We start from the raw sequence: 24,098 nt of genomic DNA, 5'->3' as shown, positions 1-24,098 counted from the left end.
GCGAAGCTATTTACAGTATATTCGTTCTCCTTCCGGCATATCGGTGGGTACGCGCCGCAAATACTGCCATCATTTGCCTAAAAATAAGGATAAAATTCCCGCTGCGATAAGCGGGCCTACGGGAACGCCCTTCAAGAAAGCGACTCCGAGCACGGTGCCCAGCAGAATGCCCGTTACGACCGTCGGCTGATTCGTCATCAGCATCGCGCCGCGCCCGCCCAAATAAGCGACCAGCATGCCGATCGCCACCGCAAGCAGCGATTTCCAGTGGAATACCGATTCGTACAACGTTTGAAACGTAATTTTGCCGCTCGCCAGCGGCGCCATAATCCCTATCGTCAAGACGATAATGCCGGCCGTCAAGCCGTACTTTTCAATCCACGGAAAAGCCTGCTGCACGTTCAACACCCGCAGCAGCAGGAGGAAGACGACGGCCACGGTAATCGAATTGTTGTTGCTCAATATGCCAAGCGCCGCAAAAATTAATAGAATGACAGAAGGCATGTCGATCTGGGGCATAAGAACTCCTTTGTAATCGTAATCAGCAGCATTATCCATTTTACATGAACGATACCTGGAAATTCAATGGAAAATCACTTAAGCCCGAATTGGGCCTGATGCAGCTGAGTGTAAGCGCCTTGGGCGGCGAGCAGCTCTTCGTGCCGTCCCTGCTCCCGAATTCCCTGCTCCGTCATCACGATGATGCGGTCCGCGTTCTGGATCGTCGCCAACCGGTGCGCGATGATCAAGGTCGTGCGTCCTGCGGCCAGCTCGTTCAGCGACTGCTGGATCGCTTTCTCCGTCTCCGAATCCAATGCGGAGGTCGCCTCATCCAAAATGAGAATCGGAGGATTCTTAAGGAACATTCTCGCAATGGAAAGCCGCTGCTTCTGGCCTCCGGACAGCTTCACGCCCCGCTCGCCGATCACCGTCATCAAGCCGTCGGGCTGCGACCGTATAAACTCCTCCAGCCGCGCTCTGCGGGCGGCTTCCCATATTTGCTCTTCCGCAGCGTCCAGCTTGCCGTAGGCGATATTATCGCGAATCGTGCCGGAGAACAGGAATACGTCCTGCTGAACAATGCCGATTTGGCCGCGAAGGGCAGCCAGCTTCATCTTGCGGATATCGATGCCGTCGACCGTAATGCTGCCTGCGTTCACCTCGTAAAAACGCGGCAAAAGGCTGAGCATCGTCGTTTTCCCCGCGCCGGAAGGACCGACCAGAGCCACCGTCTCCCCGGCATGAATAGTCAAACTCATCTGGCTGATGACGTTTCTCCCCTGCTCGTACCCGAAGGTAACGTCGTGAAAACGGATGTCGCCGCGCAGCTTACCCGGATCGACCGCCTCCGGCGCTTCGGCAATATCCGGCTCCGTCTCCAGCAGCTCCAGGTAGCTCTTGAATCCGGCAATGCCCTTCGGATAACTCTCGATAACGGCCCCGATCTTGTTGATCGGTCCGAGCAGCACGTTCGACAGCAGCAGGAATCCGACGAATTCCCCGCTCGTCAGCTCCCCCCGGATGACGAACCACGTGCCGCACACAAGAACGAACAAAATGATCATCCGCGTCAGAAAGTAACTGGCCGACGCGTTCTGCGCCTGAACTTTATAGGAAAAAAACTTCGTTTGCCGGTACTGCTCGTTATTGTGAGCGAACAATTTCGCTTCGTGTTCTTCGTTCGTGAAAGATTGCACAACGCGAATGCCCCCGATGCTATCCTCCACCCGCGCGTTAAACTCTCCGATGTCCCTGAACATGCGCCGGAACGCCTGAATCATTTTGCGGTTAAAATGCATCGCCAGGAAGATCAAGCCCGGAATGACAATGACCGTGAGCAGGGCCAGCTTCCAATTGATCGCCAGCATCAGCGCGAATGCGCCGAGCAGCGTCATGACCGCGATAAATACGTCCTCCGGTCCGTGATGCGCCATCTCCCCGATTTCCATCAAATTGCTGGTCATCCGCGATAACAGCGTTCCCGTCTTGTTGTTGTCGAAGAAGCGGAACGACAGCTTCTGCACATGCTCGAACAGCTTGCGCCGCATATCGGTTTCAATGTTGATGCCCAGCTTATGTCCCCAGTAAGTGACGATATACTGCAGCGCGCTGTTCAGCGCATAGACGGCAAGCAAGCCGAGACACGACCATAAAATCAGCCGCCAGTTGCCGCTCGGCAGCAGCTTGTCGACGAATTGGTTGACGGCCAGCGGAAATCCAAGCTCCAGCAAAGCCGAAAATACGGCGCAGCAAAAATCGATGATAAATAACTTTTTGTAAGGCTTGTAATAAGCGAAAAATTGTTTCAGCATTCGTGCCCGTTCTCCTCTCTCCGGCTTCCGGTTAAACGGAACAAATCCCCCAAAAGCCATCCATGCCGCTACGCGGCACCACAGACAATGGAAATGGGGTACCAAGAGTAATTTCCAGGGTAGTGACGTGATGCTCTGAAGCTTATTCCGTCCGCATCCAGCCTAAGCTGGATCGGCGTCTAACCATTCCTCTGGGTTCGTTCTATGGTTAGACATTCCTTTCGGAGGAGCCCCAGGATATCCACAGGAATTTGCTGCGCATCATTTCCTAAACAACCAAAAAGACCAGAGGGTGATCCGCTCTGATCTTGCGGCTGCGCCTGCGTGCGTCCTTGCAACGGAACGCCTATCGTTTCAACAGCTTCAGCACATCGTCAATCGTCTTCTCGTTGGCAAGAATGCCTCCGTTAATCCAATTGCCATAATCGACCTCGTAGGCGTGGCCCTGCTGAACGGCGGGCAGCCGCTTCCATACTTCGTTATCGAGAATAAGATTCGTTTGTTCGTTGCCGTTCGCATTCTGATTGACATAGAAAATATAATCCGCCTTCAAATCCGGCAGCGTCTCCAGCGACAGCTCGGCCAGCGGCTTGCCGACCGTCTCCACCAAAGCCTGTTCGGGGAACGGGAAGCCGAGATCCTTCGCCAGCACCGCGCCGCTGAAGCGTCCGCTGTCGACGAGGTAGATGCTTTTGCCCTGTATCCATAAGATCACGCTTTTCTTGTCTCCGACAATAGGGCTTATCTGCCGCTTAGCTTCGCGCGCTTTTTGCTCGTAGCCGGCGATGGCCTGTTCGGCTTTATCTTTGCTACCGAGCAGTTCGCCTACGGTGAGCAGCACCTCTTTCCAATCTTTCGTGAGCCCGTTCTGGAACACATAGGTCGGCGCGATTTTCGCATACTGCTCGTAAATCCCGTTCGCCGCCTTGGCGGCCGTATTCAAAATAATAAGGTCCGGCTGATAAGCGAGCACTTCTTCGACCGCCGGCGTCGAGCTTGTTTTCGGCACATCCTTCAGCCATGGCTGCAAGTATTCGAATACGGTGCTGCCGCTCGACCATTGCGCGACGGGCTTTACGCCGAGCGCCGCTATCGGGTCCTCCAAATAGGGAGCGAGCACCCGGTCGATATGCGCAGGCAGCTTCACTTGATGACCCAGCTCGTCGGTGACGGTACGTTCCCCGGCGGGCGCGGCCGAGCCGCTCTGCGCATCTCCCGAAGCTGCATTGGTCTGGCTGGATTCTGCCGTTCCGCCGGCGTTTTGCCCTGTATTGCCGCAAGCCGAGCCTAACGTCATGGCGGCAATGACGAGGCACAGCATTATTCTCGATGTTCTGGATTTCATAAGATCCTCCTTTAATTGATAACCATTCTCAACACTTTTGTAGTATACATTGCCGCCTCTCCGCCAGCCATAGACAATCCTCAGTTTTTTTCATGGACGATCCTGCGCAAACAGCTTTAACGCCTCCTCGACGATACGCTGGTGGCCCGAAGCCGAGTACTCCAGCCACGGGTCCATCCCGACCTGGTAGACGCAGCCGCTGCGAACCGCCTTCAGCGCGCGCCACGCAGCCGCTTCAGACCATGAAGCCATGTCGGCGGGCGCCGTCGTAGCGCGGTTGACGATACATATCATATGGTCGGGATCGTACAGGAGCAGATCGCCGGGCTCCGCCGCTTGATAAGCAAAGATCTGCCGGACCGGCTCCGGAGGCTTGATGTGCAGATCGTCGTATAAGACCGATCCGGTTCGATGCCTGCCGCATATATACGCCTTGGGCCCGTTGAAATAAAGCATCATAACGGTTTCCTCGCCCAGCCGCCGGCGAATTCGGACGCCGGCGCGTTCCGTCAGCTCTTCGTACTGCCGCAGCCATTGCCCGGCTTCCTTGCTTCGGTTCAGAAATTCTCCCGTCAGCTGCAAATGCTCGCGCCAACTCGCTTCCCGCCAGGGAACGTACAAGGCGGGGGCAATGCCGTCCATTTCCTCCCTGTCGGCAACATCGGGCCAATTGACCGCGACGATAGCCTCGGGCCGCGAATTCCTCAGCGCGTTCCGATTCTCCTCCCAATATCGCGGGGTATCCGCCGCCTGAAGATGAAGAGGAATATCCCGGCCGTAGCGGCTCATATAATGCGCGGACCGCTGCCAATCGCGGGGCGCTCCGTACGGTATGATCTGCAGCGCCAGCAGTTGTCCGGTAACGGCGTAGCTGTAGGAGACGATCTTATGCCGGCGGCTTCTTATATACACGGACGGCGCCATGCCGGTCTTCCGCTTGAACAATCGGCTGAAATAAAACTCGTCCTTATAACCCGCCGCGCGGGCTACCTCGCGAATCGACTCCCCCGGTTCAAGCAGCAGCGCTTTGGCCCGCTCCATTCGTTTGCCGGTCATGTATTCGATCGGGCTTGTCCCATATTGCTTTTTGAACAAATGCAAGTAATAATGCGGGTTAAATCCGCTCATGCGCGCGAGCTGCCCGACCTTCAGCGGCTCCTGGCAGCGGGAGTCGATATAGGCCTTCGTCCGCGCTATCGCATCCTCCGGCCGCTCCCCCTCCTCTCTGCGGCTTTGGAGCAGCCGGCAGAGCAGCATCAGAAACGCCGACTGCGCCGCCATCCGCTCCAGCGGGTCTGCAGAGCGCCAATACGCTTCCGTCTCCGCGGCGAGCCGAGCGGCTGAAGGGTCGTTATCGGGCGAATACCGCCCCGCCAGCCATGCGGTATCCTCCGACGCGGGATCAAGCCGTCGCCATCCGCTCTCGTGCCGGGCGAACATATCAAAGTGAAACAGATAGACGGCCGGCGGCTTGTCCGAAGCGGAATCACTTCCGAACGCTATCGCTTGCCCCGGCGTATGCACGCAAATATAGGCTTCGCTTGGGTTCAGACGTATCGCCTCGTCTCCGGTCCGCACAATAGCGCAGCCGTGTTGAAGGAGGATCAGACTAAGCGCTGCCGCCCGTTCGGCCGGGAGCAGCTCTCCCTCGCCCTGCTGCCGCCGCTCCGCCTCCTGCAATTCAAATCTAAGTTGGTCCAGCTTATTCAACCGACAGCATACCCCTTCCCTAATAATATCGATAATGATTATCATTATTATATAGGAAAACGTCCGGAAGGTCGAGCCTCGATCCACATTGACCTCGCCTAGTACAGCCAAATCGGTATCCGTTTGTATTTAGCCTTCTTTTTCCATACAATGGATCAAGAAAGCTGTCCAGCCATCATTCTTGACGGGAGGTTCTGACCGTGGAAGCCAATCTAAAAAAACCGCGCGGGGTGCTGAACGAGCCGGTCCAACGCAGCAAGTTTACTCTTGACCTGTACATACCCTCACCGGATTTGGAGGCGTATGTCGAGCAATACTGGATCGTGAAATGGGATTTAACGGGCCAAGAGCCGTATATGTCCGAGGTGCTGCCCCATCCTTCGGTCCATATGACGGTGGAGCCTGACGGAGCGTGGGTTACGGGAGTCGTCGAACGAAAGTTTACGCGGAAGCTGCAAAATTCGGGGGTCGTTCTGGGCATCAAGTTTCATCCGGGTGCGTTCTACCCGTTCACCGGAATTCCGGTTCAGCGCTGGACAGGCCAAACTGTCCGTGCCGAGGACGTGTTCGGAGCCGATGCCGTCGCCTACGAACATGCCGTAAAGTCGCTGGACAGCAATGATGCGGCAGGCATGGTGACGCACGCCGAAACGTTTCTTCGCGGCCGTATGCCCGCGCATGACCCGGCGGTTGCCGAAATCAGAAGCATCATCGAAGCGATCAAAAACGACCGCAGCATTACCGGCGCTCGGGACATCGCAAGGCAGTTCCATTTATCCGTCAGAATGCTGCAGCGCATGTTCGGCAAGTACGTCGGCGTTAGTCCCAAATGGGTTATTCAGCGCTTCAGGCTGCTGGAGGTAGCCGATAAACTGGAGGAAGGACAGCCGTGGAATTGGCCGCAATTTGCGGCGGAGCTCGGTTATTACGATCAGAGCCATTTTATTAAAGATTTTAAAAGCATTGTCGGCGTGTCCCCGGAGCAATATGTGCGCAACAATGGAACCGGAACGTGAATCGGGAACCTCTGAGCAAAAAACAAAAGGCTTGATTCAACTGAGCTGAACCAAGCCTTAACAGGTTATTGATTGTTAAACAGGGCGATGCCGTCTTTATTGTTATATCTTTCGGTCGCCTCTTTGATGATTTCGTTGCCGCCTTTCGACTTATACTCTTCAATTACTTTAGGCCAATCCGAAATCGGCTCTTTTCCGTAAATCATTTTGACCATATGATCGATAATTAATTTCGGGCCGGTGTCTCCGAGCGGCGTCAGGTCAGGATACTTGGAGAATGCCTTCAAATCGGGGTTGAAACCGATGCCCGGCAGCCCTTCCTTCGACAGCACCGTATCGAATGCGGTCAATATGTCTTGGCCGTCCTGGCTTACGCTCAGTTGCAGCTTATTATAGGTGGAATCCGAAGCCAATCTCAATGTCGTGCGGAAAGATTCCTCCTGAGTTTCCTCTTTGTTCGTCGGCGCTTTGTACTGGATTTTGCCGTTTTCGACCGTATAGTTCTCTCCTTCGACGCCAAGACTGAAAAATTTATCCGCCTCGTCGGTCGTCATCCAATCGATAAACTTCATAATTCCCGCCGCTTTATCTTTATCGACGTTTTTGCTAATGTAATAGGCGCTGACGATAGGAGAGTACAGGAAGTATCCGCCCTTCCCTTCAGGACCTTTCGGCGAAGGAATCACATCCACTTTGGCGGCGGGATCGACCGCTTTCAGATTCGTTCTGAAATCTTTCAGCCCCGTTCCGACATTGGCGGACCAAATTCCCGATTTGCCGGCATTGATGTTTTTGCTGTATTCGGTCGAGGAGATCGTTGCAAAATCTTTCGGAATCAAGCCCTCGTCGTACATGGTCTTATACGTTTGCAGCGCCTTCTGCATATTTTCCACGTCAAAAAACTTCGGTACGATTTGATCGCCCTGCTTCTCAAACTGATCTTTATAAGGAAGCACGTCAAAGGCGCCCAGAATCACGTCGGCATATTTGAAATTTTCCCGCATTTGATAAGGATTCTCTACGCCGAGCTTCTTGAAGGCCCGCAGAACGTCCAAAAATTCGTCAACCGTCTTGGGTACTGGCAGCCCGGTTTTTTCCAGCAAATCCGTACGAATATACGTGCCACGGCGCGACGGATTCGTCAGATAGCTCGGGATCGCATAGATTTGGCCTTTATACGACACCGCATCCCATGCCTCCTTAGGCACTTTCTTCAGGACATTCGGCGCGTATTCCTTCAGCAGATCGTCCAGCGGCATGAATTGTCCGGCTTCTACAGAGCCGGCCATATCTTTGCCTGTCGGCAAATCCAGACTTCCAAGCACATCGGGAATGTCGTTGCCGGCGAACATCATGCTCATCTTCTCCCGTTGGATCAAGCGGACGTCCAATTCCGTGTTGGTCAGCTTATTGAGCCTTTGAATCCATTTGTCCTTATTCAAGTCCGGGGATCGTTGGGCATAGCCGTCACCGGTTGTGATCGGATAAGCGATGGAAAATTTCAAGGGGCCTTGGCTGCCTGCACCGCTTCCCGATTCTTTCGCTCCTTCGTTTTTGGTGGCACAGCCCGCCAAGGAGCCTGCCGCCAGGGCCGTAACCATAACCAAACTCACTGCTTTTTTCATTGTAAGCCTTCTCTCCCACTTCTTTTTATCTATTTCTAAAAGATAACCTAGTTTATCTTACCCTATTTTCTCTGATCATCGTTACAGTGAAAATTACGGAGGGTTGTCTTTATTTACGATCCCGGAAATTTATAGATTTTATACTGTCAAAAAAAAGCGGCAGGCGCATAGGCTGCCCGCCGCTCTTCCGTTAGCTGCAATGCCGCCGCTTGATGCGCCGGCCGTCAGCTATGTTTTTTAATGAAATGAAGCAGCGTCTGCCCCAGGGCCGTCAGAATGACCCCTTTGCCGTCGCACTTCGGGCATGTCTCTCCTTCTACCTTCCCTTCCCGGTTGCATTCAGGGCAGGCCGCCTCGAGATCGTCCATTGCTATGACCATGCGTCGTCAACTCCTTTTTGGTTCTATCCTATCATGTTCGCCGGAGTTTGAACATCGGTTCGGTTCGATGCCATACGTTACTGCTGTTTGGCCGCTTGAATCTCTTTGGCCGCCTGTTCCTCGGCCTTGCGGAAGGCCGTGTTGGCGTCGCTCACCTTCTGCGCCACTTCCCGCAGCGCCGTCACCGCATATTTGGACGACAAATCGTCGTAAATCGTTCTCGGAGAAATCGGAGCCGGTTTGGGCGGATAGAACGCTTTAATATTTTTGCCCTTCAGCTGCGGCAAATTCAACCCGAACGATTCCAGAGGCTTGGCTCCCTTAACAATCGACATGCCCAAGCCGTCCTTGGCAAACTTCTCTTGCATCTCGTCCGAGGTTAAGAAAGCCAAAATGTCGAAGGCGACGTCCTTATGCTTGCTGTTAGTGTAGACGCTGGCATAGGTCGAATACATCTGCGATCCTACTCCCGGGGCTTCCTTGAAGGTCGGCAGCGGCACAGCGTCGATGTTCATATCTTTGGCCGCCCCAACCATCGTGCTGTTAAAGTACGCGTACATCGCCAGCGTTTTGTCTTTGGTGAACAACTCCCCTTCCTTGCCGTACTTCTCCTTCGGAAGCTCCGCTCCCGGAATGTTGTAGAAGCGGGCGAAATTTTCGGCCAGCTGCTTAAATTTCTCGGTATTGATCGCCGGCTGCATCGTCTTGGCATCGACGAAAGGCAGCGACAGCTGGTTCGTGTTCAGCATATGGCTGACCGAGGTTAAGAAGCCGTAATACTGCACGCCCGCGTCGGACCGGGAAACCTGCTTGGCGAGCTCGTACAAGTCATCCCATGTCATGTTTTCCGTAGGATAAGGCACGCCGAATTTGTCGAAGATGTCCTTGTTGTACATCAGCACTTCGGCTGTCGTGAAAATCGGCAGCGACTCGATCTTGCCGTTGCCGAACTGCTTGATAAAATCAAAATTCGTCGTTTCCAGACGACTCGTATCGTAATTGGTTTTCTTGATATAGTCCGTCAGATCGACCGACAGATTCAAATTCTGAAATTGCGGATAAAAGCCCAGCGATAATATAACGATATCCAAATCGGCGCCCGAAGAAATCACTTCCTCCGTCTTCGTTTTACTCACATATGGAATAAGCTTCGGCGTCACATAAGGAAATTTTTCTTTGATCGCATTCCCCATAAGATCCATAAACTGTTCTTCCGTCATCCCGACATTCGGACGGTAGAACGTAATTTCAACCGGTTCCCGCTTGGCCGCGTCCTGAACCTTGGCGGTCGCCGCTTCTTGTGAGGCTCCCCCGCCGCATGCCGTCGCCGACAGCAATGCCCCCGCAACAACCGAAGACATTAAAGTGCGTTTGATCGTAAGCAAGTTAAATTCCCCCTTTTTATGTTAGAAAGCGATGTCATATGCCTATCATAAGGGAAAGAAGATAACAGATTGCTATACAAAAATATCACTATTCCATTCAAAGGATGAATGCGTTTTCATTTTGAGGGGCCGTCGTTCGCGCTTGCTCGGCGATCTGTTCCCGGTATTTGTGGGGGGTCAGCCCGTATCTTTTTTTGAACATTTGAATAAAATACGACGGGTATTTGAACCCGGTTTCCTTGCTGATTTCTTCGACGGACAGCGGCTGCAGCTGCAGAAGCATTCGCGCTTCCTCCAGCCTCCGCTCGTTCGTATATTCAGTGATCGTTTTGCCCGTCTGATCCTTAAACAGCTTGGACAAATAATTCGGAGAAAAATGCAGCTCGTCGGACATCTCGTGAACGGTAAACGGCCGTTTATAATGATGATCGATCCATTTCAAAATGGAATTCATATGCTTCGACGTGCGGGAGGAAACGGCATGCCCGGGAGGCTGATGGCCGTCAAGCACGTAAATTTGCGATTGAAAATACAGCAAAAAGTGAAAGAAGAACAGCCTCACTCCCTCCTTGCGGAGAGCAGTCGGACCCGCGGTGAACAGCTCGTGCAGCTGCAGCCATTGCTGCTCCAGAAATGCGGCGTGCTTCTCCGACAGGCAGAACACCTGGATCGGCATTTTTTGTTCCATCAGCTGAACCAGGAAATCGCTCAGCTGCGGAAGCGACGAGAGGAACGGCTCGATGACCGACGGCTTAATCTTCAGCAGGCTCCTTATATATACGGGAGGAACGTCCATGCGGATATAGTGCACCTGAAACGGCTTAATGACGATCAACGTGCGCGGCTGCAGCGAATATACTTGATCCTCGATAATGTATTTGCCGGTTCCTTCATGAATGTACAATAGCTCCAAGCCTTCGTGGGCATGAAAATATTCGACGGGCGCCGTATACGTGCGGCGGTAACTAAACATGTATAAGTTGTCCTGCCAATTTCTGAACTTAATCGTTTTCATTTCCGCTACCTCCTGCCCCTAAGCTCTTTTCCGGTAACCCTCCTTTATCAATGTATCATGCTTGGAAGCGTTTGCCTACATTTTCCTGCGGGCGCTTCAAGCTTCGAGCGGAAGCTCGATAACGAAACGGATGATCTCGCCTTCGCATTCCGCCCAAATTCGGCCTCCGTGCAATTCGACGATGCTTTTGGCAATCGCCAGTCCCAGCCCCGAACCGCCCGTCTCCTCCGACCTCGACGAATCCGTCCGATACATCCGTTCGAACAAACGCTCCAGCTCCTCCTCCGGTATCGGTTCCCCGGTATTTTCTACGGCAAGCAGCGCCCGGCCGGGCCGCTCCTCCAGCCGTACGCAAACAATCCCCGGCTTGCTGCTGTAAGTAATGGCGTTTGTTAACAGATTTTCCAGCACTCTTACCATCTTGTCGGGATCGATCAGAAGCCGCACCGCGTGCTCCGGCAGCCGCTTAACGAGGCTCACCTCGTTTTCTTCGCCGAGAGGCGCGTATTCCTCCAGCACCTGCGCCGCCAGCTCCGTCATATTGACCTCAGTCTTATCGAGCTGCTCTTCTTCTCCGGCCAGCTTCGTATATTCGAACAAGGAATCGATTAACGCCTTCAATTTCTCCGATTTGACATATGCGACCTTCTGATAGCTTTTCAGCGTTTCCTCATCTTCAGGCGGGTTGTCCATGATTAATTTCAAATACCCCATAATCGAGGTCAGAGGGGTGCGCAGGTCGTGGGAGACGTTCGTAATCAGCTCGTTTTTCGTCTTCTCGATCCGCCGCTCCTCTTCGATTCTCCGCTGAAGCTTGTCCGCCATCAGATTTATATGATCGGCGAGGGAAGCAAGCTCGTCGCCGCTTTTCCCCTGTACACGAACCCGGCAATCCAAGTCCCCGTTGGAAATTTCCACCAAACCGTACGCCAGCTCCTCGATATATTTAATCTTCCTTCTCGTCAAATAGTAGAATGTGCCGATAAACGCGATAATGCCGATCATGACGGGTAAAAAACGGTGCGGATTGCGGTATACGACCGTTCCTTCCGGAACGCCGCTCGCCACGACGTAAGCTTTGACTCCTTGATAAACGACCGGATAAAAAGCGGTGAATGGCTCCGGCTTCGCGCCGACGTACACGTTATTGTAGCGCTTGAACGCCATCGCTTGGCCGATCGCGTCGTGAACATCCAGCCGGCTTAACGCGGCGCTGCCGGATTTCAGCAATACGGCGCCGTTCTGATCGACAATATACGTTTGCGCCGGCTCGTTGTTTTTCATCCGCTCCCGCGCTTTTTGCTCTTGTACGGCGGGCTGATCGCTCAGCGACAAATCGTACGCGAGCATGGCGGCGCCATTGTCGATCCTGCCCATGCCTTCCGAATAATCGACTTCGGCCGCCGCTCCCCACCTCTGGAACATCATGAGGCTGATCATCGTGGCGAGCAAGGCGAGCGTGAGGCAGGCGATAAAGGTTAAGATGAGCTGGATTCTCAGACTGCCGCCCGCTCTCGAACGAATCGCTTCAGGGATGAGGCGGCTCCGCGGGCTAACCGTTCTTTTTTTCGTTTTCAATTTTGTACCCTACTCCCCATACGGTTTTGATATATTGCGGTTTTCGCGGATTGACCTCGATTTTTTCCCGTATTTTACGAATATGAACCATCACCGTGTTCTCAGCATTATAAAAAGAATCGTTCCACACTTTTTCATAAATTCGCTCCACGCTGAAAATCATGCCGCGGTTGGACATGAACAGCTCTAAAATGGCAAACTCCTTGGGAGTGAGCTTCACCTCTTTGCCCGAGGCAAACACCTCGTGGGTAGCCGTATTGATCGACAAATCGTCGATCTCGATAACCCCCGCGCGGGACGGGTCGCCGTGCCGCAAACGATGGTGCCGGCGCAGCAAAGACCGTACCCGGGCAACCAGCTCCAGCGGATTGAACGGTTTGGTCATATAATCGTCGGCGCCGGTGTCCAGGCCGAGAATTTTGTCGAAATCCTGCGATTTCGCCGACAGCATAATAATCGGCACGTTCCGGTCCTCGCGTATTTTCAAGCAGGCCTGAATCCCGTCGAGCTTAGGCATCATAATGTCGAGGATGATCAAATCGATGCTTTCCCGCTGCAGCAGCTCCAGCGCCTCCATCCCGTTGGTCGCTAGGATCGCGCGGTAGCCCTCGTTGTTCAAATAGATCGCTATCAATTCGCGAATTTCCTTTTCGTCGTCTGCGACCAATATCGTTTCCTTCTCCACGCAAATTCCCCCCTCTCGTCCGTACGGCATATGCTACGCTTCGCCCGGGGCTATCTTGAAGCCGCTTGCAGCCGGGCTGCGCAGGCCGTCGCTTGACAGCCGCGCCTGCATGATGACGCGGACCGCTTCGCGCGCCGCCGCTTTGCGCTGCAGCTTGGCCGCATTCGCCCGCAGCCGCCGCAGCTTCTCCGGATGCTGCAAGTAATCCGATATTTTCGCGGCCAGCTCCGCCGGATGTCCGGCCGCGTCGGCTGCGCCGAAGCCCAGCAGAAAGCGGGCGTTATCTTCCTCCTGACCGGGCAGCGGCTTATACAGCAGCATCGGCAGCTCCATGGCCAGTCCTTCCGAAATCGTAAGCCCTCCCGGCTTCGTTATCATCATATCGGCGGCTCCCATCAGCTCATGGATATGTTCAACGAAGCCCTCGATATGAACGCGATGCTTGGAATGGCGCAGCTCCTGCGCCAGCTGCCGCTTCAAAGCGTCGTTGCGTCCGCAAACGACCCAATATTGAACCGGGAAAGGCAGCTCCTCCAGCGCCTTCAGATGGGAGCTGCCGCCGAGCAAGCCGCCGCCGCCGCCCATAAACAGCAGTGCGGGCAGCGCGGGGTCCAGGCCGTGCCGCCGCCGCAGCTGTTCGCGGTCGTATTGACCGCCGAACGCCTTGCGGATCGGGATGCCGGTATCGCAAACCGTTCGCGCCGGTATATCGTATGATGTTTGCAAACGACGCTTCACGTATCGGGAGCCTACGATGTACGTATCGGTATGCGGATACACCCAATAGCTGTGATCCGTATGATCGGTAACGACCGTCGCCGTATGCGCGTCCGTTTGTCCACCCGCCTTCAACGCCGACATCGCCCCGGCAGCAAGCGGAAAGGTAGAAATGACGATCGACGGCCGCACCGTTTGCAGCAGCTTCGCCAGCCTTCCCGAGCCGCGGCGCTGAAACCACTTCAGCGGACCCGAGAAGGATTGGGCCGAGCGGGTTTTGCCGTATACGTAGCCGTACGCTCTGGGCATCTTCTTCATGCTCTCCAGAAACAAGTATCGCCCCAGCGGATGAATGAACGGATGCGTCAGCTCCATATAATCGACAAGCATCGGCTCTGCGCCCGGCAGCTCGTCCTTGACCGCTTCCAGAATCGCTTGCGCGGCTTGCCTGTGACCGTCTCCGTAATTGCCGGATAAAATGAGAATCGGATTCGAGGGCGCGTATGACGCCTTACTCCAGGTTCTCTCGTCCACGGTACGCTCCTCCTCCCTTGACGACGACTTCTCGCCACGTCATGCTCCATCTGGAAATCGCCGCAAAGACCGCATTCGCCAGAAGGATGGCGGACAGCGCATCGATCACGACATGCTGCTTCACCAATAAGGTGGAGAGGATGATCAGCGTCCCGGCTGTATAAATTACCGTTTGATTTACTATAGTTCTCCACGACGCGCTATTCAGAGCGCGCATCATTAAAAAGCTGGTGAAGCAGTGAATGCTCGGAAAACAGTTATACCGCCCGTCCTGGCTGTACACGAACCGCACGAGCCGGGCGAGTCCGTCATCGCCTGTTACGATAGGCCGCGGCGCTACCGTCTGAAAGACGTAATAGACGAAGTAGCATACGAATAAGCCCGCAAGCAAGGTCCACAAAGTCCGATAGTATAGCTTTCTCTCCTTAAGCAAAAAATAGAACATCACGGCGAAAATAAACACATACCATCCCAAATAAGGAATAATAAACGCCTTGACGAACGGGATCGCCGCATCCAGATCGGTGGCCAGACTGCTCGCTCCTCTCTCGCTTGTATTCACCTGCATATAAAAAATATTCGATAATGGAATCAGCGCCATCAGGCACAGCGGCCATAAACTGCGAATGATCTTCATGTCGTTTCTCCTTTCATTGTTTGCTGCAAATCTATGATAAGAGAAACACCTTAATAAAAAGCCGACCTAATTCTTAATAAGTTCTTATTATTCGCGCACAGCCGGAACGCGCAGCCCGAAAAAGGCGGACGGCTTGTGAACCCACCCGCCTTGAAGCCCGAAGCGGCGGAACAAATCCCCCAAAAGCCATCCATGCCGCCGACGCGGCACCACAGACAATGGAAATGGGGTACCAAGAGTAATTTCCAGGGTAGTGACGTGATGCTCTGAGGCTTATTCCGTCCGCATCCAGCCTAAGCTGGATCGGCGTCTAACCCTTCCTCTGGGATCGTTCTATGGGTAGACTTTCCTTTCGGGGGAGCCCCCGGATTTCCACAGGATATGGCTGCGCGTCTTTTCCTAAACAACAAAAAACCGCCGAAGGCGTCCATCGCTTCGGCGGCTTGCAATTCGATGCATTTAATTGGCTTTGCTGAAATAGTCCACAATCTGATCGAGCAGCAGGTTCGCCGCTTCATAGCCGCCCGCCGAATTCCATATCGCTTCGTCGACCTGCTTGATTTGATGATTTTTGGCGACGTTCAAATTTTGGAACAGGCGGTCGTTCATCCAATCCTGTACGACTTTGTCGGCATCGTTCTTGCCAGGCGTTTCGGTGACGAAGTAGAACATGACGTCCCCGTCCATGTCGGGGATTCTCTCTTTGCTCATCACTTCGATATTGCCGTCTTTATCCTGCGCCGCCGGACGGGCGAACCCTAACTGGCTTAACAAGGCGCCGGAGAAGGTCTGCTTCTGGTAGATGCGGACCTGCGCGGCGGAGAAGCGCACAACCGATATTTTCGCGGCCGTCTTGCCTCCAAGCTTCGCCTTGGCCTCGATCACGCGCTTGTCGAAATCGGCCAACAGCTTGGCCCCTTCCTCCTTCTTGTCGACCGCCTCCATGTACAGCTTGAAGTTTTCCTTCCAGTCTCCGCCCAAATCCTCCGAGAACACGGTAGGGGCGATCTTTTGGAGCTGCTCGTACACTTTCTCCTGCCTGACCTTGTTGCCGATGATCAAATCCGGCTTCAGCGTCGCAATAACTTCCATATTCGGCTGCATCTCGTCTCCGACGACCGCGACGTCCTTCATATCGTCTTTAATATGGTTATACCACGGGTCGCCGCTCCACGACTTGACCGCTCCGACCGGTTTGACGCCCAGGGCAAGCAAAGCCTCGGTACCTTCGTTCGTCAAAATGACGACGCGCTTGGGCGTTCCGACCAGCGTTGTCTCTCCCATCGCATGTTTAACGACGCGCGGGGTTTCATTATCTGCGCTTGACGCCGCTTTCGGCGCCGCCGCCGGTTTGCCCTCGGATTCCGCCGCCGCTCCTCCCGTCTGCGTCAAGCCGCTCGTCCCGCCTGCGCAGGCGCTGAACAATAGGGTAAGACAAAATAACAATGTAGCCAGCACAGCTGTCTTGGACTTTCTGTACATCGGTAAGCCGACCTTCCCTTCATACTGATAATGATTCTCATATTCATCATCAATATAACGTCGCGGCCTGCCTGCGGCAATAGCATATATCGACATGCGGGATGGATTATCCGGACATGGTCGCGCCATAGCGGCATTGGCCTTGTAAGCGGCCGGAGACATCCCTTCGAACTTTTTGAACAGGCGGCTGAAATAGTAGCTGTCCGCGTAGCCTACGCTCTCGGCGATTTCCTTGACCGTCAGGCCGGCGCCGAGCAGCCGCTCCTTCGCCCGTTCCATCCGAATCCGGATCAAATAGTCGATCGGGCTCGCGTTCATCCGCTCCTTGAACAGCCTCAGCAGCTGCCGCGGACTGCATTCCAGCATATCCGCCAGCGTGTCCAGCGTGATCGGCTCCTTGTAGCGCTCGCGCAAATAGCGGATCGCTTGGGACACCGGGTCGGGCTGCTCGACCGCGGCGCCTTGGCGGCTGAGCTGCAGGAGAACATCGGATACGAACTGATAAAACAAGCCTTTGATATACAGCTTATCCGGCATATCCGTCTGCCGCCACGCCTGCTCCATCCGTTCCACTTTATCGAGCAGGGAAAGCGGATGCCGCGGCGCAAAGCCGTACTGCAGCTGGAACGGGCTGCCGCTGTTCATCAGCTGCACCAGCTCCCGACGGCTCGGCAGCGCCAGCACCGCTTTGTACATAATCGTGCAATATTCGAACAGCTCGTCGGCCGCTATGTCCAGACAAACGCCTTTGCCCGCATGCAGCACGTGGAATCGATTCGCCGTACTCTTATCACCGTCACGGCTCACCTGAGCGCTCCCGCGCAAAACAAAGAGAAAGGCGCTCGCCGGCAGCCGGTAGGAACGCAGCTCTTCTCCGCGCTGCAGGGTCGTATGGCGAATATCCATTATTTTTATGTAAACGTGGTTCCATAGCTGCATATGGTCGTGAAGGTCCATCGAATTCCGCTTCCTCCTTTCCCGGGCAATTCCGGTTCTCCGGCTTCATAAGCCGAACGGATCGCCGACAGGAAATGGCTCTTCACATATGCCATTATAGATGATAACGATTCTCATTAACAGTCTTGAATTTACGCCGACTGCCCTCTTTCCTTTTCATTATGTTAAGTCATATTATTGATATTCGTCTCTAAAGAATTAGAAAGATTGACCGTTTTCATTTCCAATTTATCCCTTTATCCTGATGACGTTCTTTGCAAACTAATAGTAGGTACATGGTCGATTCAAGACATTATCAGTCATATTATGGGTTGGGACAAAAACTTTATTAAGACACTTAATCAGATTATAAACAATGAAAAAGTTAAACTTGAAGAACATCACGATGTGCAGGCATTTAACGAAGCATCCGTTTCTTTCGGCAGAAAAATGGAACCACATGATTTACTTAAGGAAGCCATTTCCCAACGCAACCAATTAATATCAAAGCTCAATATGGTTTCTAAATCAGCATTCACCAAACAATTCCCAAATAGTTCGTATACGTTGGAAACTTTTTTACAAAACATGTTTATTGGCCATGATAAGCATCACGTAGAACAAATCAAGAACTACCTTAATAATCAACAATAAAAGAAAACAGAGCCAAGTGAAAAAAGACCGGAGCTCGCCTTTAAGGCAAAGCGTCCCGGTCCATCTGTATTGTAACGAAATATTCGGATTCTCCTGCTGCGCAGTCGCGCTTCAGCTTGCAATCGCCGCCGGTTCCTCCGCAGGCTGCTGCGGCGTCAGCACCTCCCGCTTCATAAACCAGCAAATAACGAACGCAGCGGCGGCAAATAAGGCGCCGATCCAGAACATCTGCTGAAACGCCACGGCGAACACCGTCTTGATCTGCAGCACCAGACTGGCCGGCGTTCCCGCCGGAATGCCCCCGTTCATAATCGACTCCGCGGCTCCCGCCGGAAATTGGGCGGACAGGCCCGCGATGCCGTTATGAATGTTGCGGGACAGCAGGCTGCCGAAAATGCTGAACCCGAGCGTAGCGCCGAGGGATTGAAACAGCTGGACGGTGGCGACGCCAACCCCGGTGTGCTCCTTGGCTACCGTTTCCTGCACGATCAGGTTATCGCTGCCGAACAGCACGCCGATGCCTAATCCCAAAATAAAGAAGGCTGCGATCACATACAGCACGGTCGTATCCACATCGACGCGAGACAGCAGGAAATAACCGGCCACCGGCAAAATAAAGGAGACGACAAACAAATGCTTGTAAGCGATTCGGGTAATCAGGAAGCCGCATACGATGCTCGCCGGAATCGCCCCCGCCATAAAAGCGAGCGTCAAGTAGCCGGAGGCGGTCGGCGACAAGCCCATGACATTTTGCGCAAAGAACGGGAAGCCGGACATTCCGCCCATAACGCCCAGCATCGTGACGAACACGATCAGCGACAAGACGACGACAGAACGGTTGCGGAACAATTGGAGCGGAATGATCGGCTCCGCCGCCCTCGCTTCGATACGGATGAAGACGGCGATCAGAAGTGCGGCCAGTACGAGCAAACCGATTACGGCGGGAGACGACCAGGTGTATCCGGCGACATCGATCAGCACGGGAGCGAACAGCAGCGACAGGATCGCCAGAACGAGTGTGCAGGCGCCGGCCCAGTCGATCGTTTTCTTCTCCGGACTGACGGACTCGCGCAAGCCTTTGGCAACGAATATCCCCGCAAGCAGACCTACCGGGATGTTGATCAGGAAGATCCAATGCCAGCTCATGTGACTGACAAAGTAGCCGCCCACCGTCGGACCGAGCAGCTGCGGAAGAATCAGCATCGGTCCGATCATGCTCTGCACCTTCGCCCGCTGTTCGAGCGGAAACGAGTCGCCGATAATGATCATGGCCAGCGGCATCAGCCCGCCCGCGCCGATCCCTTGAACGCACCGGCCAATTAGCAGCGCGACCATGGAATGAGACAGCCCGCACAGGATGGAGCCGGCCATAAACAGAGCCAGGCAAATCAAATAGATCCGCTTGCGGCCGTAAAGATCGGCCAGCTTGCCGAAAATCGGCATAAATATCGTAATCGACAGCATATAGATGCCGGCGACCCAGCCGAATAGAGCGAGCCCGTGCAGGTCGCGGATGATGGTCGGCAATGCCGTAGATACGGCGGTCTGATCCAGCTCGGAGAAGACAAGCCCGAGCAGCAGACCGATCAAAATGAGCGTTTTATTGGACTGTATAGTTTTCAATGTTCCCCCTGCTTTCCACTTGTTAAGGCTGAACGATCAGGCGCAGCATGAAGTCGGCGTCAGGCAGCCGATAATCGTCGATTTGCGCCGTACGCACATTCATCAGTCCGACTACCGACGTCAAATACCACATGGTGAGCACTCTCGCATCGCCGGCGATAAATTGACCGGCTTCCTGCCCGGCGGCCACGACGTCCGTTAACACTCGAATCATTTCGCCCGCGTCATAGCCCTTCAACAGTTCGGCCACTTCGCCCGGCAAATCTTCTGACGACAGCACCTGCTGCATTAAAATAAAATAATAATTGTCCTCATGCAAAATCTCGCTAGTCAGTAACCGGACTTTTTCCAAAGGCGTGCCGGGCATCGTACGAATGACATCGAATGTTTCGTTCGAGCCTTCGATCGCTTCCTTCACCAGCTCGCTTAAAATTTCATCCTTGGATTTAAAATAACGGTACGAAAGTCCGTCGCTAATTTGCGCCTCTTTGGCGATCATGCTCATTTTCGTTCCGATCAGACCGTGCGTAGCGAACACTTTAAGCGCGGCCTTCTTGATTTGATCCCTCCGTTCGTCGCGGAGCTGATCCTTCGAATCTGTTTTCATGGTAAGAGCCTCCTTTTTGCCAGAGAATGAATAACTCATTCATTTATTTGATAAAACCATCTTAGCTGTTCCTGATCAAAATGTCAACTGTTCCCTCATCTATTTTTTTCGCTGTCAGTTATGCAGGACCAGCTCGGCCAGCCGGGCCGGAGCGACCGTTGTTATGTAATAGTCCTCCGCCTTCCAATACCGATTAACGAATACGTCCTTCTTCCGACGGGTGATCTCGCTCTCCCTCAGAAATCTTGTCGTTCGGGAGGAATCCACATAAGCGACGACATCCAAGTATTTTCGCCACTCCTTTCGCTGCAAAAAGACGCCTTCAATAATTACGACGCAGGCTTCCGAAACCGCCGCCCTTTGTATCTCATGAGAGTCCTTCTCCGCATCGTAGCGCATAAGTTCAAGTATGCCGGTCCCTTTCAGCCGGCGAAATAAACGCTCTTCCAGCCCTATGACATCCCACTGCAGCCGATAATATTCCTCCCACGGCTCGCAATCGGTATTGTATCGTTTGGCGCGCTCCACAATGTAATCGTCCATATGAAGGACGCAAGTGGCAATCCCGCTCTGTCGAAGCTCCTGCTCGAGTCCGCACGCGAGTGTCGTCTTCCCCGAACGGCTAAGCCCGTCGATGCCCAGAATCAACCGTTCTCCCTCGCGCATATGCGAAACAACGTACTTCATTAACGTCTCTATATGTATCCTCACATGCCGTTCCCCCTTAAGCCTCATTATACTATCTCCGGCCGGGAAACAAATACATCCGAATTCGATTTGACGATAGTAAACGCAGCGCGGCTGCCGAAACAAATCGGCAGCCGCGTCATCATTTTTATGAAACTTTAGTTTCCCGCAAACGAATTCCCCTTGCCATAGGCACAACTTTCCGCTCACTTCTTACGCAACGTACCATTGCGATTGGGCCCTATACATCCGGGCGTACATTCCGTTAAGCGCCATAAGCTCTTGATGGGTGCCCTGCTCGACGATGCGTCCGTCGTCGAATACCAAGATGTTGTCGGCAAGCCTCGTGGCGCCCAGCCGATGGGAGATAAGAATCGTCGTTTTGTCCCCGGTGATTTTGTTGAAATCCTCGTACAGCTTCGCCTCCGACACCGGGTCCAGCGCCGCGGTCGGTTCGTCGAGGATCAATACCCGAGCGTCCTCCTTCAATAGCGCTCTGGCGATCGCAATTTTTTGCCATTCGCCGCCGGATAAATCGACGCTGCCCGCTTTATAATAGCTCAGATGCGTCTCAAAGCCTTCCTTCAGCTGAGAGATAAAATCGTAACAACCCGATAGTTTAGCCGCCGCGCGCACTTCATCTTCCGAGTACTCGCGGGATACGTCGCCGACACGTATGTTATCCGCCACGGAAACGGCATATCGCCCGAACATTTGAAAGGTGCACGATATGGCCCGCTTGACGAAATCCGGATGCCGATGGGCGTCAAGACCGTTAAAGCGCACGCTCCCGCGGTCGGGTTCGTACAGTCCGCACAGCAAGGAAATAAATGTGCTTTTGCCCGATCCGTTTTCCCCGACAATAGCGATCTTCTCCCCCTGTCTTATGGTCACGGAGACATCCTTCAGAACCTGCCTCCCGGTTTCCGGATAACTAAAATCGACATCGCAAAATTCGATATCCACCTGCTGCGGTACGGCAATGTCTATGCGCGGCTCCGGAAGGCTTCCTCCTTTAACCAAAACTTGCGGCCGTGCTCCTTCCTCCCCATATTCGCGGAAATTCATGATGTCTTCATAATCCGCAATAAATCTGCCGTCGCTGCCGATCACCACCAAGTTGTCGAACAACCCCTGGAAGGCGGTCTGTATGACCCTTGCCGTGCTGTAAATCAATACAAATGATCCGATCCCGGCTCTCCCGTTGTAGATGTCATAGGAAACCATGGCGAGGACGATGCCGATGGTTGTGAGGCCGACCAGACGGGCTCCGCCGTTAAACAGCGTAAACTTGCGAATGAGAGCGATTCTCTTCCGGTATAACTCCGTCACCGATTCATCGTACCGCTCCTTCACATAGTCGTACAGATTGCCGAACCGCATCTCCTTCATGCTGGGACGTTTGAACATCACCCAGGATATGTACGTTTGATAGCGCAGCTCATGCGAATTATTCTGCTCCTGATAATAAACCGCCTCCGACTGGGCCTGCCTCAGCAGGACGGACGGGATGCACCCGACGAGCACGATAACGGCGATTAGCCAGCTGTCCGTCGCAATAATGCACACGGCCGTTATCAGTTGAATCGTGGAGAAAGCGATTCCGAACGTCGCATTGAGAATCAGGGGCAGTTTGCGGTTTAATTCGTTCTTGACCCATTCAAACTTCCGGTACGTCTCCGTGTTGGCGAAATAATCGATCCGGATGCGGGAAATTTTGAGCATCAGCTTTTCCTGGATGTAATATTGCATCTTACTCCACAGAATAGGGTTGCTTCTGCCGGAGATCAGCCCCAGCGCGTCGCTCAGCAAGGTCATCCCGAGCCAAAGAGCTAGCCATTGGACGGCATGGCGAAACGAAGCTCCCATCATCCCCTCCGATACGACATTCGCCGCTTCATTAAAAAAATGCTTCTCAAATACAGCGACGACCGTGCCGATAATTCCCCCGGCAAGCCCCAGTTTCGTAAGCAGCAACTCCTTGAAACTGGCCGCTTCCACTACCAGCCTGAAGCTCGAATAAACCGTTGTGCCGATCCGCGCGCGTTTTCGCTTCTCCATAGCCGTATCCGCCATATTACACGACCTCCTCCTCTTTCCGATACCATTGCGCCTGGCTCGTGAACAGCTTGTAATACATCCCGCGCTCCGCCATCAGTTCTTCATGCGTACCGAATTCGACGAGCTTGCCGCCATCCATAACGGCGACTTGATCCGCTAATCTGGCAAAGCCGATCCGATGCGAGACGAGCACGCCGGTCCGATTCTGGATACTGTTTCTAATATGATGAAATTGCTCCAGTTCCGCAATCGGGTCGAGCATAGCGGCAGGCTCGTCCATAATAAGAATATCTTTGTTGCTGATATGCGCCCGCGACACCGCGATTCTTTGCCATTCTCCGCCCGAGAGCTGGATCGCATTCTTGTGATACCACCGGCCCAAATGCGTATCGAGTCCGCTGCTCTGCCGCTTCAGCAATTTGGCTGCTCCGCCCTTCTCGGCGGCGGCGTACAAGGCTACGTCATCGTGTAGGCTGGCCAGATCGCCGAAGGCGATATTTTCCCTTAAGGTGAACTCAAACTTGGCATAGTCCTGGAAGGTAACGCCGATTCGTTCCACCAGCTTGGACAAATCGATATCCTCATAGCTTTTGCCCTCGAAAAAAACATGCCCTTCCGTCGGCTTATAAAAGCCGAGCAGCACTTTGACCAGCGTAGATTTGCCGGCTCCGTTGCCGCCGACGAGCGCCACAATCTCGCCCCGGCGAATTTTCATCGACACGTCTTGCAGCGCGCAGGCTTCGGAGTTGTACCGAAAGCTGACGTTCTGCAATTCGAAGACAACCGGCGCCGCTTCGTCATCGTCAGGTACCGGAAAGGCGGGTTGCTTACCGGCGGCGTTGGTACTCTTATCTTCAAAGTCCATTTCGAAGAACTGCTTCTGAAGCTCAAAATCTTTGACATAACGGTACGTTCCCATAAACGAACCGCCGTATTTTCCCGACGTACCCGCAATCTGATCGAACATCGCGACAACCATAATTAGGGCTTGCTGAACAAATCAAAAATTCAACAGTAACAAGGGTTTGGCGCCTCTTTTGTCGAATTTAGGTGCAAGGAAAACGAAGGCTAACCCGTGAAAAACCTTGCACTTGGAGGCGTCCGAATTG

20 protein-coding genes are annotated in these 24,098 nt (G+C 53.6%); 2 read left to right on the top strand and 18 right to left on the bottom strand.

Going from position 1 to position 24,098, the window contains the following annotated elements; genetic code table 11:
- Positions 1–69: 69 nt before the first annotated feature.
- From N0M98_RS28725 to N0M98_RS28710, 4 genes are all read right to left on the bottom strand, one after another.
- Positions 70–519 carry a DUF441 domain-containing protein gene (locus tag N0M98_RS28725; protein ID WP_249863565.1) on the bottom strand — a complete coding sequence of 150 codons (450 nt, stop codon included), beginning with the start codon at positions 517–519 and terminating at the stop codon, positions 70–72.
- A 74-nt stretch (positions 520–593) separates the two neighbouring features.
- On the bottom strand, positions 594–2,312 hold the full coding sequence (locus tag N0M98_RS28720) for an ABC transporter ATP-binding protein (protein WP_259619902.1): 1,719 nt from the start codon (positions 2,310–2,312) through the stop codon (positions 594–596).
- Between the two features lie 346 nt (positions 2,313–2,658).
- Complete coding sequence (locus N0M98_RS28715) at positions 2,659–3,657, bottom strand: ABC transporter substrate-binding protein (RefSeq protein ID WP_249863567.1); 999 nt, start codon at positions 3,655–3,657, stop codon at positions 2,659–2,661.
- Positions 3,658–3,747: 90 nt separating this feature from the next.
- A complete protein-coding gene (locus N0M98_RS28710; protein ID WP_259619901.1) occupies positions 3,748–5,367 on the bottom strand; it encodes a helix-turn-helix domain-containing protein in 1,620 nt (539 codons plus the stop codon).
- Between the two features lie 200 nt (positions 5,368–5,567).
- Between N0M98_RS28710 and N0M98_RS28705 the strand changes: the two genes are divergently transcribed.
- Positions 5,568–6,383, top strand: coding sequence for a helix-turn-helix domain-containing protein (locus tag N0M98_RS28705; RefSeq protein WP_259619900.1), 816 nt, complete (start codon positions 5,568–5,570; stop codon positions 6,381–6,383).
- Positions 6,384–6,448: 65 nt separating this feature from the next.
- Here the strand turns inward: N0M98_RS28705 and N0M98_RS28700 are convergent, their stop codons facing one another.
- The 9 genes from N0M98_RS28700 to N0M98_RS28660 form a co-directional block, all read right to left on the bottom strand.
- Positions 6,449–8,008, bottom strand: coding sequence for an extracellular solute-binding protein (locus N0M98_RS28700; protein WP_259619899.1), 1,560 nt, complete (start codon positions 8,006–8,008; stop codon positions 6,449–6,451).
- Positions 8,009–8,232: 224 nt separating this feature from the next.
- Complete coding sequence (gene rtpA / locus N0M98_RS28695) at positions 8,233–8,388, bottom strand: anti-TRAP protein (protein ID WP_249863571.1); 156 nt, start codon at positions 8,386–8,388, stop codon at positions 8,233–8,235.
- Positions 8,389–8,465: 77 nt separating this feature from the next.
- Positions 8,466–9,773: an ABC transporter substrate-binding protein gene (locus N0M98_RS28690; RefSeq protein ID WP_259619898.1), complete on the bottom strand. Its 1,308-nt coding sequence runs from the start codon at positions 9,771–9,773 to the stop codon at positions 8,466–8,468.
- Positions 9,774–9,870: 97 nt separating this feature from the next.
- On the bottom strand, positions 9,871–10,788 hold the full coding sequence (locus tag N0M98_RS28685; protein ID WP_259619897.1) for an AraC family transcriptional regulator: 918 nt from the start codon (positions 10,786–10,788) through the stop codon (positions 9,871–9,873).
- 96 nt (positions 10,789–10,884) lie between these two features.
- Positions 10,885–12,366 (bottom strand): sensor histidine kinase, encoded by a 1,482-nt coding sequence (locus N0M98_RS28680; RefSeq protein ID WP_259619896.1) that lies wholly within the window; start codon positions 12,364–12,366, stop codon positions 10,885–10,887.
- Positions 12,341–13,051 carry a response regulator transcription factor gene (locus N0M98_RS28675; RefSeq protein ID WP_259619895.1) on the bottom strand — a complete coding sequence of 237 codons (711 nt, stop codon included), beginning with the start codon at positions 13,049–13,051 and terminating at the stop codon, positions 12,341–12,343. Before N0M98_RS28675 ends, N0M98_RS28680 begins: the two co-directional genes overlap by 26 nt.
- A gap of 33 nt (positions 13,052–13,084) precedes the next feature.
- Positions 13,085–14,302 (bottom strand): MGDG synthase family glycosyltransferase, encoded by a 1,218-nt coding sequence (locus N0M98_RS28670; protein WP_259619894.1) that lies wholly within the window; start codon positions 14,300–14,302, stop codon positions 13,085–13,087.
- Complete coding sequence (locus tag N0M98_RS28665) at positions 14,280–14,939, bottom strand: phosphatase PAP2 family protein (RefSeq protein WP_259619893.1); 660 nt, start codon at positions 14,937–14,939, stop codon at positions 14,280–14,282. The genes N0M98_RS28670 and N0M98_RS28665 overlap by 23 nt, the downstream gene beginning before the upstream one ends.
- Before the next feature lie 459 nt (positions 14,940–15,398).
- Positions 15,399–17,378 (bottom strand): AraC family transcriptional regulator, encoded by a 1,980-nt coding sequence (locus N0M98_RS28660; protein ID WP_259619892.1) that lies wholly within the window; start codon positions 17,376–17,378, stop codon positions 15,399–15,401.
- A 207-nt stretch (positions 17,379–17,585) separates the two neighbouring features.
- On the opposite strand from N0M98_RS28660, the gene N0M98_RS28655 reads away from it, so the two are divergent.
- Positions 17,586–18,011, top strand: coding sequence for a DinB family protein (locus N0M98_RS28655; RefSeq protein ID WP_259619891.1), 426 nt, complete (start codon positions 17,586–17,588; stop codon positions 18,009–18,011).
- A 111-nt stretch (positions 18,012–18,122) separates the two neighbouring features.
- Here N0M98_RS28655 and N0M98_RS28650 read toward each other — a convergent pair whose 3' ends face one another.
- From N0M98_RS28650 to N0M98_RS28630, 5 genes are all read right to left on the bottom strand, one after another.
- On the bottom strand, positions 18,123–19,634 hold the full coding sequence (locus tag N0M98_RS28650; RefSeq protein WP_249863576.1) for an MDR family MFS transporter: 1,512 nt from the start codon (positions 19,632–19,634) through the stop codon (positions 18,123–18,125).
- Between the two features lie 22 nt (positions 19,635–19,656).
- Positions 19,657–20,241 carry a TetR/AcrR family transcriptional regulator gene (locus N0M98_RS28645; RefSeq protein ID WP_249863577.1) on the bottom strand — a complete coding sequence of 195 codons (585 nt, stop codon included), beginning with the start codon at positions 20,239–20,241 and terminating at the stop codon, positions 19,657–19,659.
- A gap of 114 nt (positions 20,242–20,355) precedes the next feature.
- Positions 20,356–20,952 carry a kinase gene (locus N0M98_RS28640; RefSeq protein ID WP_259619890.1) on the bottom strand — a complete coding sequence of 199 codons (597 nt, stop codon included), beginning with the start codon at positions 20,950–20,952 and terminating at the stop codon, positions 20,356–20,358.
- A 189-nt stretch (positions 20,953–21,141) separates the two neighbouring features.
- The gene (locus tag N0M98_RS28635; RefSeq protein WP_259619889.1) at positions 21,142–23,004 is read right to left on the bottom strand and encodes an ABC transporter ATP-binding protein; all 1,863 of its coding nucleotides are present in this window, start codon (positions 23,002–23,004) and stop codon (positions 21,142–21,144) included.
- Between the two features lies 1 nt (position 23,005).
- Positions 23,006–23,968, bottom strand: coding sequence for an ATP-binding cassette domain-containing protein (locus tag N0M98_RS28630; protein ID WP_259619888.1), 963 nt, complete (start codon positions 23,966–23,968; stop codon positions 23,006–23,008).
- Between the last annotated feature and the right edge of the window lie 130 nt (positions 23,969–24,098).

Origin of the sequence: Paenibacillus doosanensis (genome assembly GCF_025060755.1) — a bacterium.
GTDB lineage: Bacteria > Bacillota > Bacilli > Paenibacillales > NBRC-103111 > Paenibacillus_S > Paenibacillus_S doosanensis.
This window is presented reverse-complemented; position numbering and strand designations above follow the sequence as displayed.